Below are 16,189 nucleotides of genomic sequence, written 5' to 3'. Positions count from 1 at the left end.
CTTGGCCGCACACCGAGCTCTTGGCCGCACATCGACCTTTTGGCCGCACACCGACCTCTTGGCCGCACCCGATCACTTGGCCGCCACACCGACCACACTTGGCGCCGGTTGACCATCTAGCGCACGCAAACCATCTGGCACACGCCGACTCTCCCGGACCACACGGACCTCCCCGCCCACGCCAACCACCCGAGCCACGCCGACCACCTAGCACGTGCGGACATCCCTGCGCGCGGGGACATCCGGGCGCAGGCCGACTAACCTAGCCCGCCGCAAGCCACCTAGTCCATGAGGCAATCCAAGCACCGGCACGCGGGAACCTCCGACGGACCGCTCGACGCGCGTTGATCTGATCTCGGAACTGCCGCCGGTTGTGGCGCGATTGTCGACCCTCGCGCCGCACTCCCGTCACGCGACACAGATCACCGCAGGGCATCAGGTTGGCCCACGTGAAACAGCGGCGTCAGCGCACCCCACCGCACCAACCACGTTGGGCACCCATCACCTGGCTTGTGCTTCACGACCACCTCAGCGACTCCGCGCCCGCGCGCTTGCGACACTCATTCAGCGCCCGAGGACCTTTGTGCTGGACCGCCGCCGGCCACACGAGAACCACCGGATTCGCAACAACCAATGAGCACGGCAGCCCCGGCGAGCACACCCGATACACACTGCTGCAGGTCCACCACACGAGCGACTGCCGCTATGGTGCCCGTCAATCGCAACGAAGTCCGGCGAGTATCGCCGCCACTGGCAGTCGCAATGTATGCGGGCCACGGCGCGTTCGACAGCAGCGCAAGTCCGCCCCCAACTGCACAGCTCGCTTGTTATTCCGCAGCCTCGGTTCGATCACTCCGGTAGAGAGATTCCGCACCGCGAGGGGCGCGTAATCGCTTCTCCGTCTGAAAGGCTCGCCCGTGGCGGGGTGCTGTCGAAGTAGCCGTCGAACCCAACTGTGTCACCTCAGGATGAGGACCACTGCCGGTGCAATCGGCTCGCACCACTGTTCGGCACCCCATCATCCGGCATGGTCGCATCGGCTGCCCGTGGTCGTCCCGCTAGGAGGGCTGATCCGCGCGGACACGTCCCCCCGGGTGATGTTGAGCGCAGCTCCGCATCGGCCGACCGACTTCGCTCTGATTCACGTGAAACATCCCCGGCGCAGGTGCGCTCACAAGCAGCAGGGACGGAGAGCCGAACTGCGGCACCCGCCACTCGGGGGCGTAATCGCAAAGCGTGCCACAGTGGTCCTACCGAACCGATCCTTCTTACGTGAACATCCGGGACATTTCATCTAGGCGGTAGAGAACAGAACACTGTCCGCGTGGACTTAAGAGCTTCGCGAGATCTGTCGCTCGACTATAGGGAGCGCACGCCAAATGGATGTTTCACGTGAATCACGGAGCACACACTTCCAGCGACGGACATCCACCGGCCAGCCTCGAATTCCCGGTCCGGACCCGAAGCGTCAGAAGTACACGGATCACCGCGTGGGTCTTGGAAGCTCCTCAGCCGCGACGCGACCACCGCCGCGGCGAGCGGGAGGATTCGGTGGCTCGGAAACCGAAGCCGACGGACACCAAACCAGCGAAGCCCTGCAGGCGGTGCGAAAGGTCGACCCGAACCGATCAACGTCAAGCCCTCGTCTGACGCCCGCGGCTGTAGCGGCATAACGAGGACGCCGGTGCGGCAAGCATCAGTAGCGCAGAGCCATCCAGCGTTGCCGCAACTGCCGCGACGGTCATCAATACCGCGATCGAGCGAATCCCGCCCATGTTCGCCGACCTCCGATACCCTGCGACGACTCGCCATTCCGTCAGAGTGACGAAACGATCCCGGGTCCAAGGTCGCACCCCAGCCCTTCGCGGTTGAGCGTAAAGAAAACAGATAGCAAGCGGTAGCTCACGGCGAGCGGCGACCCGCTTACGTCCGACTACAACCGCTAACGCTCACTGAGCCTTCCGCGCAGCACGCTTGGTGCGCCCCCGCTCCGTCCCTGTGGCTCGCGTCGCCTTCTCGCCGCGCTCGACCGCCCGTTCGGCGCGCCGCCGAGAAGTGCGCTCGGCACGGGGGAGCCGCTCCGCGCTGATCACCATGGTCGGCGTGGAAACCAAACCGGCGCCGCATTCCAGCAGGACCGCATTGCCGGCCCCGGCTTTCGCTAGGGCTTCGCCATCGCGCGCGAGTTCCTCCGCAGCACTGGCGCCCTTGAGGGCGAGCATGTGCCCGTGGTCGCGGAGGAGGGGAAGTGACCACTGGGCGAGTTTCCCGAGCGGAGCCACCGCACGGGACGTGACGACATCGGAACCACCGGCTTCCTTCATCACCCCGGACTGTTCGGCGCGCCCGCGTACCACAGTGACGTCCAGTCCGACGGATTCGATGAACTCGCTCAGGAAGATGGTCCGGCGCAGCAGTGGTTCGACGAGGGTGATCCGGAGGTCGGGCCGCGCGATCGCGAGCGGGATGCCGGGTAAACCCGCGCCGCTGCCGATATCGACCACGGAGGCGCCCTCAGCGATCAACTCACCGAGTACCGCGCAGTTGAGAATGTGGCGATCCCAGAGGCGAGGCACCTCGCGGGGACCGATCAGCCCGCGCTCGACACCTGCGGTCGCGAGTGCCGTGCAATATCGACGCGCGAGATCGAGTCGGTCGCCGAAGATGGTGGCCGCCGACACGGGTGGCTCCAACTCCGCGGGCACCGCGGGGGTTCCACCGAGATCTCGTTCCACGTGAAACATCCTTCCGAACTCGGGTCGATCTACGTGCGAGCAATCGGGCTCCGGACACGAACAAGGCCCCCGGTCCGAAGACCAGAGGCCCTATCCAACCACTACCCAGGCGAGGCGCGAAACATGCCGCCCGCTTCGGGAATGCCGCCGCTCAGCCGGGAACGACCACCACGTGGCGGTTCGGTTCGACGCCTTCGCTCTCGCTGCTGACGCCTTCCACCGCGGCCACCGCGTCGTGCACGATCTTGCGCTCGAACGGCGTCATGGGCGCCAGCGACTCCGGCTCACCGGATTCCAGCACGCGCTGGGCCGCGGCCGCGCCGAGCTCGCTCAGTTCCGACCGCCGCTTCGCCCGCCAGCCCGCCACGTCCAGCATCAGCCGACTGCGTACTCCGGTCGTCTGCTGAACGGCAAGACGAGTCAGTTCCTGCAAGGCGTCGAGCACCTCGCCGTTGCGTCCCACGAGCTTCGTCAGGTCACGGCCGCCGTCGATGCTCACCACGGCACGGTCACCTTCGACGTCGAGATCGATGTCGCCGTCGAAGTCCAGCACGTCGAGCAACTGCTCGAGGTAGTCGCCGGCGATCTCGCCTTCCTCGATGAGAGCTTCCTCGGCATCACTCACGGCATCGCCGGTGTCCGCCCCGGCGCTCACCATCGTCGTCGCCACGGTGGCGTCCCCTCCGTCGGTGTCAACAGTCATTTGATTTCCTTCATCTGCTCATCGCGCGCGCCGGGCAATCGCCGCCGGGCGGTACTCGCGATCAAGGGGTTGCTCAGTGATCGAGGCGGACTGTTCGTCCCACCGATCGTGGGCTCAGCGCCTGCGCTTCTGGTTCGCCCTGCCTCGGCTGCCCGGCCGCTTCTGACCGGCCGGACGGCGTTGGCCCGAGGCTTGCTTCGAGGGCTTGCTGGTGCCGTTCGTCGACGCGTCGGCGGTGTCGTCCGATGCGGTGTCGGTGGCGGCAGGTGCCGGCTTCTTCTTGACGTTGACCGGCTTGGCACCCGGCTTCGGCGCGTTCTGAGCGCGCTGCTCGAGCTTCGCCTGTTTCTTGGCTTCCTCTTCCTTCTCCATGCGGCCGAAGACGAGGTGCTGCTGCCCGTAAGTCCAGATGTTGTTGGAGACCCAGTAGAGCAGGATGGCGATCGGCAGGAACGGACCACCGACGAGCACACCGAGCGGGAACACCCAGAGTGCGAGCTTGTTCATCATCGCGGCCTGAGGGTTGGCCGCCGCTTCCGGCGTCTGCCGCGCCACCGAGGCGCGCGCGTTGAAGTGGGTGGCCAGACCGGCGATGACCATCAGGGGAATCGCGACGAGCGCGATGCTCAGCCGGCTCGGCACGCCGCCGAAGTCGGCGAATGCCTGCAGTTCGGCGACCGGCGTGGTGATGAACGCCGAGATCGGTGCGCCGAAGATGCGCGCGCTCAGGAAGGACTGGACGTCGGCGGCGCTGAATACGTAGTTCGCGGTGTTCGCGTTCTGCTCGGGCGTCAGGCCCAGCTGCCCGAACCCGTGACCGGTCCGGTTGAACGAGCGCAGCACATGGAAGAGCCCGAGGAAGACCGGTACCTGGGCGAGGATCGGCAGGCAACCCATCAGCGGGTTGAAGCCGTTGTCCTTCTGCAGCTTCTGCATCTCGAGCGCCATCTTCTGGCGATCGTTCTTGTACTTCTTCTGCAGCTCTTTGATCTGTGGCTGCAATTCCTGCATCTGCTTGGTGGTGCGCACCTGCTTGACGAACGGCTTGTAGAGCACCAGGCGCAGGGTGAACACCAGGAACACCACGGCGAGCGCCCAGGTGAGACCGTTGTCCGCGCCGAACGCGAACCCGAAGACCCGATGCCAGAACCAGAGGATCCAGGACACCGGGTAATAAATGAAGTCGAGCACGGCTCTATGCACTCCCGTCGTTCGTGTCGCCGATCACCGCGTGCGGCGATCCTTTACAAGCGTTCGGCTGCGACCGCGGTCCGGCGGACAGGCTCGGGTCCTGCGCCGCCGCGTCGGTCGCTGCCCCGTCTGCCGGCTCGGTGCGCGCTGTGCTCCGCTTCCGCTCCGGGACGGGGTCCCACCCACCAGGGTGCCAGGGCGCGCATTTGGCCAAGCGCACGACCGTCAGTCCGAGCCCGATGAACAGGCCCCGGGTGCGCAGTGCGGTCACCGCGTACTCGCTACAGGTCGGGGTGAATCGGCACACCGGCATGCGGGTGGGGGAGACGTAGGTCCGATACAGCTCGATCAGAAAGATCAGCACGTTCACGGGCAGTCTGGCGATCGTCGCCGAGCGGCTCATGCCGAACCACCCGTTGCCATGCCCGTCTCGGCGCCGACGCCGAGCTTGCGCAGTGCGGCGCGCAGCTGACGCAGCAGGTCCTCCGACGACGCCGTCGCCGCGCCCGGGAGCGCGCGGATCACGACATCGGTCCCAGGCGGCACTTCATCGACCACCCGGGCGCACATATGACGCAGGCGGCGGGCAACGCGATGTCGAACCACCGCGTTGCCCACCGCCTTGCTGACGATCAACCCGAAGCGTGGCCCGCCTACACGGACCAGCGCGTCCTCCGGGAGCTGATCGAGTCGTCCATTCGCGCCCACAATTCCGTCATACCCGTACGCGAGCGCATGCACGACCAGATCACGCCTCCCGATTCGCTGGCCGCGGCGCACCGTCCGGGAGAAGTCGGCACGATGATGCAACCGATACGGCTCAGGCAACACCCGAGCGTCCGAGAGCGAGGATCAGGCAGTGAGGGAAGCGCGGCCCTTGCGGCGACGCGCCGAGACGATGGCGCGGCCCGCACGGGTGCGCATCCGGAGGCGGAAGCCGTGAACCCGCGCCCGACGACGGTTGTTCGGCTGGAACGTCCGCTTGCCCTTGGCCACGGTCAACACTCCTCGAGTAGGCGGGCACCAGGTAGTGCCCGAAGCTTGTCGGTGATACGTATATTGCGCGAATGAATCGCAGGTCTGGTCATCATCGGCGCGCGTCGGTCCTGGCGCACAGTCGGTCGATCACGACCTAAACGCGGTCAGCACAAGACCGCCACCGCACCAAGGGGTGACTGTACGAGGGTACTGATCGGCTCGGAACGGGTCAAACTCGCCCCACCCTTCGGCCCGGTACCGGCGACCAGGCAGAACCGGTTCCCCGGTCAGTCGCTCCGGCAATCAGCGTGAGTTCGTCCACACCCCTAGGCATCGCGCGCCGCGGACCACTAAGGTGCATAGCCAGGCGATTGCTGCAGAACCGCAGGTCGTGGCGTCGGCCAATTCGCGCGTGCGCGCGTTCCACAGCTCCCCAGGGTTCTCCACATCTGTGGATAATTGTGTGGAAAGACCCCTGGAGTGGCATATTCGTAGGGCCGACGGTGCCACGCCGCTGTCCAGATGGGGGACCCGGGCAGCGTCCGAACCGGCTACGGACGTACGCAGATCACGGGACCGACCCAGAGCGTCGCACTCCACGCGTGCCCCGGCCGTCTGCTCCTATCGACCTACTCCGGGGAGGAACTGCATGGACGACGAGCAGAATGTGTTGGCCACCGTATGGCCCGAGGTTGTCACCGAGCTCACCACCGGCTCACCCGACGGCGCGATTCCTCCGGTGACCCGAGCACAGCAGGCTTGGCTGAAGCTGGTCAAGCCGCTGACGGTCGCACAGGGGTTCGCCCTGCTCTCGGTGCCCTCGTCACTGGCCCAGGAGGCCATCGAACGCGATCTGCGCGAGCCCATTCTCCGTTCCCTCGCCCGCCGGCTCGGTCCCCAGGTGGAAGGACTCGGTGTCCGCATCGCCGCCCCGACCACGCCGACCGTCGACCGGCAGAGCAACACGCCACGGCACGCGCGGATGACGAGCAGGCCCGAGCGCACCCGAGAAGGCCGCGGACCCACCGCGTATCCCGGTTCGGAATTCCCCGGCCGGGACGCCTACCCGGGGCCGCGTTATGCACAGTCCGCCGACTTCGCGCCGGCGGCGCCGTACCACGACGGCTCTGACTATCCGGGCGCCGAGTACGGCCAGGACTTCGCGCCGCCGGAGGAGTACCGCCAGCCGGATTACGCTCGTGCCGAGTACCCGCCGCGCGGCGAGTACTCCACGACTGCCGAGCTGCCGACGATGTCCGGGCCGGACGTCGCCCCCCGCCGGGAGCCCGGCCTTCCGCCGCGCCGGGAGTCGGCCATCCCGCCAGGGCAGGAGTCGCTGTTCAATCCCGAACCGTCCCCGGGCGGAATGCGCGGCCCGATCCGAGCGCAGGTACGCGAGACAACCGGCGACGACTCGGGTTTGGCCCACGACCCGGTGCGTGAACCCGTGGGAGACCACCCGCGCGGCGATCACGACGACGAGCCCGTGGTCAACGTTCGCAACTCCTGGCCGACCTACTTCGCCAAGTCGCAGGAAACCCCTGCCCCTTCGACGTCCTCGGCCAGCTTGAACGCGAAGTACACCTTCGAAACCTTCGTCATCGGCGCGTCCAATCGCTTCGCGCACGCTGCGGCAGTCGCCATCGCCGAAGCCCCGGCTCGCGCGTACAACCCGCTGTTCGTCTGGGGCGCTTCCGGGCTGGGCAAGACACACCTGCTGCATGCGGCGGGCCACTACGCACAGCGACTGTTTCCCGGCATGCGGGTCAAGTACGTCTCGACCGAAGAGTTCACCAACGACTTCATCAACAGCCTGCGCGACGACCGGAAGGTGGCGTTCAAGCGCCGCTACCGCGAGACCGACATCCTGCTGGTCGACGACATCCAGTTCATCGAGGGCAAGGAAGGCATCCAAGAGGAGTTCTTCCACACCTTCAATACCCTGCACAACGCGAACAAGCAGATCGTCGTCTCCTCGGACCGGCCGCCCAAGCAGCTGGCCACGCTGGAAGAGCGGCTGCGGACGCGCTTCGAGTGGGGCCTGATCACCGACGTGCAGCCCCCGGAGCTGGAGACACGCATCGCCATCCTGCGCAAGAAGGCGCGGATGGACCGGCTGGATGTGCCGCACGACGTGCTGGAGCTGATCGCCAGCCGGGTCGAGCGCAACATCAGGGAGCTGGAGGGCGCGCTGATCCGGGTGACCGCGTTCGCCTCGTTGAACGGCCAGCCGCTGGATCTGCCGCTGGCCGAGGTGGTGTTGCGCGATCTGATGCCGGACACCGCGGCGCTGGAGATCAACGCGGCGACCATCATGGCCGTCACGGCGGAGTACTTCAACACCACCCTGGAAGAGCTCACCGGTCCTGGCAAGGCGCGGCCGCTGGCGCAGGCCAGGCAGATCGCCATGTACCTGTGCCGTGAGCTGACCGATCTGTCCCTGCCGAAGATCGGTCAGGCGTTCGGCCGCGACCACACCACGGTGATGTACGCGGAGAAGAAGGTGCGCAAGGAGATGACCGAGCGGCGCCGAGTCTACGACCAGGTGCAGGAACTCACAGCCCGGATCAAGCAGCGCTCCCGCTGAGCCGTATCCACACCCGAGCACCGCCCTGACCTGGGGCGGTGCTTTTTTGTGCCTGTGGATTCCTCGAGGAATCCTTGTGGAGTCCTCGAGGAATCCCCTGGTTTGTCCACCGGTTCGTACACAGGGCGGGCTGACGGTCCCCGCAGGTTCCCCCACAGGCCGAATTCAACAGTTTCCCCAGGCTCAGTTGCGCACAGCCACTGACCAGCGGAGTGTCCGGATCCGGCCTTGTGGAATCCTCGAGGAATCCGTGTGGAGTCCTCGAGGATTCCTCGAGCTGTCCACGATTTCGTGCACATGTGTGAACAACTGGGTGAATCCGGTGGAACAACTCGAGGACCGCTCGAGGATGAATCCGGGACAACCTGGCAGCCTCCACAGACGCCCGCTGTTCATCCTCGAGACACCCCGCAGTCATCCCCACGGCACCACGCCCCGTGACCAGCGGATTCGGCCGCAGTCCACAGAATCCACAGTGCCTACTACTACTTCAGTTCTTCTCATTAGAGATCTCTCTTCAAAACAGGGTGTGTGGAAAGTCGGTCGGACAGCGCGCGTTCGGAGCCGGCCGGGTTCCTCGCAAGGACGACAGCGCGGAGGAGGTACGCCGACGGGTGATGCGGGCACGCGGTTCGCGTCGGCACAGCGCACGCTCGATCCCCCGCCTGACTGCCCCTCTCGTCCCTGCTCCGGACGCGACCGTCCGTAACGCCGGAGGGTCGGGCTAGGTGCGCGTGCCGCGCGCGGGTACGGTTTGATGTCGGTCGCCTGTGCCAGACTGCGAAGGCGGCCGATTCGGCAGGACCCTTTCGAGCACCGACACTGACGAGCCGACAACAGATCACGGAACCGGGAGAGGACAGATCGGGCCATGGAGCTTGCGAGCATGAAGTTTCGGGTCGCCCGTGAGGATTTCGCCGACTCCGTCGCCTGGGTGGCGCGCAGTCTTCCGTCCCGGCCCCCGGTTCCGGTGCTCGGCGGTGTGCTGCTGGTCGCGGACGAGGACGGTCTCACCGTGTCCGGCTTCGACTACGAGGTCTCCGCGCAAGTGCGGGTCGCGGCCGAGGTCGCAGGACCGGGCCAGGTGCTCGTCTCCGGTCGTCTGCTGGCCGACATCACCAAGGCGCTGTCCAACAAGCCCGTCGACGTGTCAGTGGACGGCACCCGCGTGCTGATCGCCTGCGGCAGCGCGAAGTTCTCCCTGCCCACCATGCCGGTCGAGGACTATCCCCAACTGCCCGAGGTGCCGCAGCAGACCGGTGAACTGGCTGTGGATGTCTTCGCCGAGGCCGTCGGCCAGGTCGCCGTCGCCGCGGGCCGGGACGACACCCTGCCCATGCTGACCGGTATCCGGGTGGAGATCGAGGGATCGCAGGTCGTCCTCGCGGCGACCGACCGATTCCGCCTCGCCGTCCGGCACATCGAATGGCGGCCCGCGCGCGCCGACATAGAGACTTCGGTGCTCATCCCGGCCAGGACGCTGTCGGAGGCCGCCAAGACGCTCGGCCCCTCCGACGCGCCCGTCCAGCTGTCCCTCGGCACCGGTGCGGGGTCGGACGGACTGCTGGGCATCGTGAACGCGGGCCGGCGGACCACCACCCGCCTGCTCGATGCCGAATTCCCCAAGTTCCGCCAGTTGCTCCCCAAGGAGCACACCTCGATCGCCACCCTCGCCGTCGCCGCGCTCACCGAGGCGATCAAGCGCGTCGCGCTGGTCGCCGAGCGGGGCGCTCAGGTGCGGCTGGAGTTCTCCTCCGACGGCCTGCTGCTGTCCGCGGGCGGTGACGACGCGGGCCGGGCCGAGGAGTGGCTGGAGGCCGATTTCCGCGGCGAATCGCTCACCATCGCGTTCAATCCCGGCTATCTCATCGACGGCTTGTCCGCGCTGCACGCGGAGCGGGTCACCTTCGGATTCACCACGCCGAGCAGGCCCGCCGTGCTGCTGCCCGCGTCCGAGGAAGAGCCCGAGGCGCTGGATTCCGGGACGTTCGCGGCGCTGTCGAGCCCGTACATCTATCTGCTGATGCCGGTCCGGCTGCCGGGCTGATCACCTGTGCGCGACCGGCAATCGTGCGGATCCGCGCCGCGTGATCCGGTGCGGCTGAGCGGCCACGTCGCTGGTTCATCCCCAGCGACGTCGGAGAACTCGCTTTTCCGACGGCCGGGACACGAGGTTATCCACAGATGCTCCACAGGGCTGCGGCACATCGCACGGTGCTCGCCGGACGCGGTGGCGACGTGCCGTTCGGCGGAAATGTCCGCTTCGGCCCAGGCAGGGGCACGATAGCGGATGTTCGTCCGAACTCTGTCGCTGCGTGACTTCCGCTCGTGGGAATATGCGGAACTCGAATTATCCCCAGGTCGAACCGTTTTCTTGGGATCGAACGGCAACGGTAAGACGAACCTGCTGGAAGCGATCGGCTACCTGGCCACCCTCGGCTCGCATCGCGTCGCCACGGAAGCCCCGCTGGTCCGGACCGGGACCGAGCGGGCGCGGATCGGCGCCACGGTGGTCAACGCAGGCCGCGAACTGCGCATCGATGTCGAGCTGAACCAGGGCAGCGCCAATCGCGCCCAGATCAACCGCTCACCGGTTCGCCGGACCCGGGAGATCCTGGGGATCCTCCAGACGGTGTTGTTCGCGCCGGAGGATCTCGCGCTGGTGCGCGGCGATCCCGGGGAGCGCCGCCGATTCATGGACGAGTTGTGCACAACTCGCCTGCCCAGGCTGGCCGCGGTCCGCGGCGACTACGACCGGGTCCTGCGCCAGCGTTCGGCCCTGCTGAAAACGGCCGGACGGCACGCCAGGTCGAAGGCGGATCTCAGCACCCTCGATGTCTGGGACGGGCACCTGGCCGAGCACGCTGCCGTGCTGCTCGCTCAGCGGCTGCGCTTGGTACACGACCTCGCGCCGTATCTCGCCAGGGCCTATGCCTCGATCGCTCCGGAGTCGCGTCCTGCCTCGATCGCCTATCGCAGCGCCGCGCTGCCCCCGGAGTTCCTGGATCCGGCCAGAACCCCGCTCCCGGAGGACACCGAGGAACTGGCGGCGATCGTGCTGCGCGAACTCGCCGCCGCGCGACCGAAGGAACTCGAGCGCGGGGTGTGCCTGGTCGGCCCGCATCGCGACGAACTGGATCTTCTGCTCGGGGATTCGCCCGCGAAGGGTTTCGCCAGTCACGGCGAATCCTGGTCGTTCGCGCTGTCCCTTCGGCTGGGGGCGTTCGAACTGCTGCGCGCCACCGGCGCCGAACCGGTACTGCTGCTCGACGACGTGTTCGCCGAACTCGATCGCCGCCGCCGCGCCGCGCTCGCGGCCGTCGCGGCGGACGCGGAGCAAGTGCTGATCACGGCAGCAGTGCCGGAGGACGTGCCTGCCGAGCTGGCTGCCGTGCCGCTGCGGGTGGACACCGCGGGTGGCCCCGAGGGCCGCGTCTCGCGAATCGTCGCGCAGGACCGTCCGGGGAATGGCGCGGACCCGGCGCTCGAGCGAGAAGGAGATCCGATCACCGGAGCGCCGGAATCCCGGGCGCCGTAGTTATTCACAGGAGGAATGGACAGGCGATCCGCGTGTCGGCGTCGACCGCTCCCGTCCACTACAGTGACCAGTCGTCGGGGAGACCGCTCGAGTTCGCACCAGCCGAAACCGTTTTCAACACCTGTGGACAACTACACCGGGCGCGCCGGGAAAGTTTGGTGGAGCGCAGGATAGCAACAGTCGAGCAAGCGATCGGTCTCGTCTGGAGAATCCGTCATTTGGGCGTCGAACAGGTCGTATTCCATGCGGAATTCGAGGTCGGTCCGCCGAGTTCCCGGCACTGGCAACCTTCGGCTGAGGCTGGGGACAACTTGAACGAAACTGGGGACAAACTACCGGCCGCGAAGGGAGAGGGGCGATGAGCGATCAGCCCGCGGAGCCCGAATCCGCAGGCCCGCAGCCAGAATTACGCGGGATCGATCTGGCTCGGCGTGCTCTGGAGGAGGCGCGGGCCGCGGCGCGGGCGAGTGGCAAGGCGGTCGGTCAGGGGCGTTCGTCGCCGCAACGCAGGCTGCGGGCCGGTGGCCGCAGGCGCACCGGATGGTCCGGGGCTGGACCGGACGATCGTGATCCACAGCCGTTGTTCAAACTGGCGGGCTCCATCGCCAAGAGCCGCGGATGGTCGAACAAGGTGGCCGAGGGCATGGTGTTCGGCCGCTGGGCGGCGGTGGTCGGCGAAGACATCGCCGCGCACGCCACACCGGTGACCCTGAAGGACGGCGTGCTGAGCATCGCCGCCGAGTCGACCGCCTGGGCGACCCAGTTGCGCATGTTGCAGGGCCAGATCCTCGCGAAGATCAATGCCGCGGTCGGCCAGGGCGTGGTGACCTCGCTGAAGATCGCGGGGCCTGCCGCGCCGAGCTGGCGCAAAGGTGAGCGGCATATCAGAGGGCGCGGCCCGCGGGACACCTACGGATGACCACCCGGAGCAGTATCTGATACGCGGTGTTACATTTACCCTTGCGCGGCGGCGTTCTGCGTCGGTCGGCCACCTCGGCCGACCTGCCCACCTGGGTGGACAACGCGCTGGGGTGCCATCGCGAGATGCGTTTCACGTGGAACGCTCGCCGATGCGCCCGAGGATCGCCGGGTCGAATCGGAATCGTCCGGATAGAAGGGGTTCGATGACCATCACCACGTCGGTCGGTCCGTTTCCGGCGGCCGCGACTCGGATCGTTCGCCGGGGCGAGGTCGAACTCGCGGTCTACGAATGCGGCAATCCCGAGGGCGTGCCGGTCCTGCTGATCCACGGCTGGCCCGACACCCATCTGCTGTGGAGCCGGGTGGCGGCTCAACTCGGCGGTCGGCACCGTGTGATCGCCTTCGACAACCGGGGCGCGGGCGACAGTTCGACGCCGAACGCGGTCGAGGCGTACCGGATCGAGGAACTCGCGGCAGATGTTCGTGCGGTCATCGACGCGGTCGCGCCGGGCGAACGGGTGCATGTCCTCGGACACGACTGGGGATCGGTGATCGGCTGGGAAGTGGTCGCCGCACCGGACGCCGCCTCGGCGGTCGCGTCGTTCACCTCGGTGTCCGGCCCGAATCTGGATTTCCTCGGCGCCTACCTGCGTGGTCCTCTCACCGCGGCACGGCTGCGCGGCGCGCTGGCCCAAGCCGTCGCCTCGGCCTATACCGTCGCGTTCCAGATCCCCGGGTTGCCCGATCCGGTGTTGCGGGTGTTGTCCGGCCGATGGCCGCGTTTCCTCGCGTTCTTCGACGGCATCGACCCCGCGCTGGTGGATACGGCGCCGACGCTGCGCGCCGATATGATCAACAACCTGAAGCTCTACCGGGCCAACATCCGCTCTCACCTGCGTCATCCGCGCCCGCGTCCGATCGAGGTACCCGTTCAGTTGATCGTCGCCACCGGCGACCGTGCCGTGCGGCCGGTGGTCAACGCCGAGGCCGATCGATGGGTGCCGCGTTTGACCCGGGTCGAGATTCCGGCGCGGCACTGGTCGCCGATCTCGCACCCGGCGGAGCTGGCGCGTCACACCGCCGCGTTCGTCGCTCGGGTCGAGGACGCTTGCTGATCCGAGCGCTCCGAACGGGATCCGCCGACGCATCTCTCAGCCCACTTCTGATGGATCAAAACCGTCGCGAGGCGGAACCGGGTCGCCGAAATCCGATTTCTCGCATCCACGGCGCTGTGAGGGGTGTCGGAGGTGCGTTGTAAGTTGGGTGTACCAGTAGGATGGTGACGTAACTAGCGGCGATACCTTCGGCGCGTTCCGCACAGTCCGCGTGTGGACCCTCATTCTCGAGAGACATGAGCAGGGCCCCACGTGTGCTGTCCGATCGCTCTATGCCGGGATCAGCAAGTAAGGAGAGCTACCGACCAGTGGCTGCCAAAGACTCCAACGCATCGGGTTCGACCAGAGCGACCGGGAAGCAAGACTACGGTGCCTCCTCCATCACGGTTCTGGAAGGGCTCGAGGCGGTTCGTAAGCGCCCGGGCATGTACATCGGCTCCACCGGTGAGCGTGGTCTGCACCACCTGATCTGGGAAGTAGTCGACAACTCCGTCGATGAAGCGATGGCCGGACACGCCACACGGGTGGATGTCACTCTGCTGGCCGACGGTGGGGTCGAAGTGAAGGACGACGGCCGCGGTATCCCGGTGGAGATGCATGAACAGGGGATCCCCACCGTCGAGGTGGTCATGACCCAACTCCACGCCGGCGGCAAATTCGACTCCGAGTCCTACGCGGTTTCCGGCGGTCTGCACGGCGTCGGTATCTCCGTGGTCAACGCTCTCTCGACCCGAGTCGAGTTGGAGATCGATCGCGACGGTTTCCACTGGAGCCAGAACTACATCGAGGCGAAGCCCGACGCGCTGGTCAAGGGAGAGCCCACCACTCGGACCGGCAATACCACACGCTTCTGGCCGGATCCCGAGATCTTCGAGACCACTACGTTCAACTTCGAGACGGTGGCGCGGCGGCTGCAGGAGATGGGATTCCTCAACAAGGGACTCACCATCACGCTCACCGATGAGCGCGTGACCGATTCCGAAGTCACCGACGAGGTGGTCAGCGAAACCGCAGATGCCCCCAAGCACGCTGGCGACAGCGCGCCCACCGAGCACAAGGTGAAGACCAGGACCTACCACTACCCGGGTGGTCTGGAGGACTTCGTCCGCCACATCAACCGGACCAAGCAGCCGATCCACAACTCCGTCGTCGGGTTCACCGGCAAGGGCACCGGCCACGAACTCGAGGTGGCGATGCAGTGGAACTCCGGTTACTCCGAGTCTGTGCACACCTTCGCCAACACCATCAACACCCACGAGGGCGGCACGCACGAAGAGGGTTTCCGCGCGGCGTTGACCACGGTGGTCAACAAGTACGCGAAGGACAAGAAGCTCATCAAGGAGAAGGACGGCAACCTCACCGGTGACGATATCCGTGAGGGCCTGGCCGCGATCGTGAGCGTCAAGGTCGGCGAGCCGCAGTTCGAGGGCCAGACGAAGACCAAGCTCGGCAACACCGAGGTGAAGTCGTTCGTGCAGCGCACCTGCAACGAGCACCTCACCCACTGGTTCGAGGCCAACCCGGCCGACGCGAAGACCATCGTGAACAAGGCGGTGTCCTCGGCGCAGGCCCGCGTCGCCGCGCGCAAGGCCCGCGAGCTGGTGCGGCGCAAGTCCGCCACCGACCTGGGCGGTCTGCCCGGCAAGCTGGCCGACTGCCGGTCCAAGGACCCGAGCAAGTCCGAGATCTACATCGTCGAGGGTGACTCCGCAGGCGGCTCGGCCAAGTCCGGCCGCGACTCGATGTACCAGGCGATCCTGCCGATCCGCGGCAAGATCATCAACGTCGAGAAGGCGCGGATCGACAGGGTCCTCAAGAACAACGAGGTCCAGTCGATCATCACCGCGTTCGGCACCGGCATCCACGACGAGTTCGACATCAGCAAGTTGCGGTATCACAAGATCGTCCTGATGGCCGACGCCGACGTCGACGGTCAGCACATCTCCACGCTGCTGCTCACGCTGCTGTTCCGGTTCATGCGCCCGCTCGTCGAGCACGGTCACGTCTACCTCGCGCAGCCGCCGCTGTACAAGCTCAAGTGGCAGCGCACCGAGCCGGAGTTCGCCTACTCCGATCGGGAACGCGACGGCTTGCTCGAGGCCGGTCTCGCGGCGGGCAAGAAGATCAACAAGGACGACGGCGTGCAGCGCTACAAGGGTCTCGGCGAGATGAACCCCAAGGAACTGTGGGAGACCACCATGGATCCGGCGGTGCGGCTGTTGCGTCAAGTGACGTTGGACGACGCGGCCGCGGCCGACGAACTGTTCAGCGTCCTGATGGGCGAGGACGTGGAGGCGCGGCGCAGCTTCATCACCCGCAACGCCAAGGACGTCCGCTTCCTCGATCTGTGAGCCCGTGCGTCTTTCGTGACGCGCGAACCCACGATCCCGCACTACACCATCTTGCGGCGCTCATGACGCC

General features: G+C 66.7%; 11 protein-coding genes and 2 pseudogenes. 7 read left to right on the top strand and 6 right to left on the bottom strand.

Translation table 11 applies throughout. The annotated features are described in order from the left end of the window. Positions 1 to 1,949: 1,949 nt before the first annotated feature. From rsmG to rpmH, 6 genes are all read right to left on the bottom strand, one after another. The gene (rsmG, locus tag HOV91_RS21670) at positions 1,950 to 2,744 is read right to left on the bottom strand and encodes a 16S rRNA (guanine(527)-N(7))-methyltransferase RsmG (protein ID WP_174187235.1); all 795 of its coding nucleotides are present in this window, start codon (positions 2,742 to 2,744) and stop codon (positions 1,950 to 1,952) included. A 142-nt stretch (positions 2,745 to 2,886) separates the two neighbouring features. Then, positions 2,887 to 3,393 carry a Jag family protein gene (locus tag HOV91_RS21665; RefSeq protein ID WP_174187245.1) on the bottom strand — a complete coding sequence of 169 codons (507 nt, stop codon included), beginning with the start codon at positions 3,391 to 3,393 and terminating at the stop codon, positions 2,887 to 2,889. Between the two features lie 159 nt (positions 3,394 to 3,552). Then, on the bottom strand, positions 3,553 to 4,629 hold the full coding sequence (gene yidC, locus HOV91_RS21660; protein WP_174187244.1) for a membrane protein insertase YidC: 1,077 nt from the start codon (positions 4,627 to 4,629) through the stop codon (positions 3,553 to 3,555). 4 nt (positions 4,630 to 4,633) lie between these two features. Continuing rightward, a complete protein-coding gene (gene yidD, locus HOV91_RS21655) occupies positions 4,634 to 5,032 on the bottom strand; it encodes a membrane protein insertion efficiency factor YidD (RefSeq protein ID WP_174187234.1) in 399 nt (132 codons plus the stop codon). Beyond that, complete coding sequence (gene rnpA / locus HOV91_RS21650) at positions 5,029 to 5,460, bottom strand: ribonuclease P protein component (RefSeq protein WP_174187233.1); 432 nt, start codon at positions 5,458 to 5,460, stop codon at positions 5,029 to 5,031. The genes yidD and rnpA overlap by 4 nt, the downstream gene beginning before the upstream one ends. 21 nt (positions 5,461 to 5,481) lie before the next feature. After that, positions 5,482 to 5,625 (bottom strand): 50S ribosomal protein L34, encoded by a 144-nt coding sequence (gene rpmH, locus HOV91_RS21645; protein WP_006550910.1) that lies wholly within the window; start codon positions 5,623 to 5,625, stop codon positions 5,482 to 5,484. Positions 5,626 to 6,256: 631 nt separating this feature from the next. On the opposite strand from rpmH, the pseudogene HOV91_RS41315 reads away from it, so the two are divergent. The 7 genes and pseudogenes from HOV91_RS41315 to gyrB form a co-directional block, all read left to right on the top strand. Further along, a pseudogene (locus tag HOV91_RS41315) lies at positions 6,257 to 6,545 on the top strand (chromosomal replication initiator protein DnaA); the annotation flags it as partial. 557 nt (positions 6,546 to 7,102) lie between these two features. Continuing rightward, positions 7,103 to 8,194: pseudogene (dnaA, locus tag HOV91_RS41310) on the top strand (chromosomal replication initiator protein DnaA); the annotation flags it as partial. An 871-nt stretch (positions 8,195 to 9,065) separates the two neighbouring features. Continuing rightward, positions 9,066 to 10,241 (top strand): DNA polymerase III subunit beta, encoded by a 1,176-nt coding sequence (gene dnaN, locus HOV91_RS21635; RefSeq protein WP_174187231.1) that lies wholly within the window; start codon positions 9,066 to 9,068, stop codon positions 10,239 to 10,241. Between the two features lie 243 nt (positions 10,242 to 10,484). Continuing rightward, positions 10,485 to 11,732, top strand: coding sequence for a DNA replication/repair protein RecF (recF, locus tag HOV91_RS21630; RefSeq protein WP_174187230.1), 1,248 nt, complete (start codon positions 10,485 to 10,487; stop codon positions 11,730 to 11,732). A gap of 358 nt (positions 11,733 to 12,090) precedes the next feature. Beyond that, entirely contained in the window at positions 12,091 to 12,651 is a 561-nt protein-coding gene (locus tag HOV91_RS21625; protein ID WP_174187229.1) for a DUF721 family protein, read from the top strand. 205 nt (positions 12,652 to 12,856) lie between these two features. Beyond that, on the top strand, positions 12,857 to 13,768 hold the full coding sequence (locus HOV91_RS21620; RefSeq protein WP_174187228.1) for an alpha/beta fold hydrolase: 912 nt from the start codon (positions 12,857 to 12,859) through the stop codon (positions 13,766 to 13,768). Between the two features lie 308 nt (positions 13,769 to 14,076). Beyond that, positions 14,077 to 16,119, top strand: coding sequence for a DNA topoisomerase (ATP-hydrolyzing) subunit B (gene gyrB, locus HOV91_RS21615; RefSeq protein WP_174187227.1), 2,043 nt, complete (start codon positions 14,077 to 14,079; stop codon positions 16,117 to 16,119). Positions 16,120 to 16,189: the final 70 nt, after the last annotated feature.

The sequence above is a fragment of the Nocardia barduliensis genome, assembly GCF_013315795.1.
Taxonomy (GTDB): Bacteria; Actinomycetota; Actinomycetes; order Mycobacteriales; family Mycobacteriaceae; genus Nocardia; species Nocardia barduliensis.
This window is presented reverse-complemented; position numbering and strand designations above follow the sequence as displayed.